Here is a 292-nt window from a genome sequence, read left to right as displayed (position 1 = left end):
TAACATATTACGAACTCTTCGTTCACTCGGCGAAGGCTTTTCTTTAAGCAGTGCTTTCTGCTCTTCGGTCAGCTTTTTGGGGTCGGAGGCCAAAGAAGATTTAAGTGCTTGCCTTGCCTTGTACATTTTATTCCACAAGGCAAGGCCTTGATTCCAGCAATAGCGGCGATAGTCACAAGCTTCATCCAAAACTCTTCTCATAGTCTTGTTTGGATGTAGTTCATAGACTCTTGTCTGAATTAATTTAGACGGTACTTCTTCTGCCTGTTCAGCCATTTAATTCACCAGCTTT

1 protein-coding gene is annotated in these 292 nt (G+C 42.5%); it reads right to left on the bottom strand.

Annotated features, from left to right (window positions below; genetic code table 11):
* Positions 1–276, bottom strand: a 276-nt coding sequence (locus lacNas_RS04140; protein WP_201330150.1) for a helix-turn-helix domain-containing protein, incomplete at its 3' end; no start/stop codon positions are given.
* Positions 277–292 lie beyond the last annotated feature (16 nt).

Source organism: Lactobacillus nasalidis, from assembly GCF_016587775.1.
Classification (GTDB): Bacteria; Bacillota; Bacilli; order Lactobacillales; family Lactobacillaceae; genus Lactobacillus; species Lactobacillus nasalidis.
The sequence above is the reverse complement of the archived record's forward strand: the minus strand, read 5'-3'. Positions and strand labels throughout refer to the sequence as shown.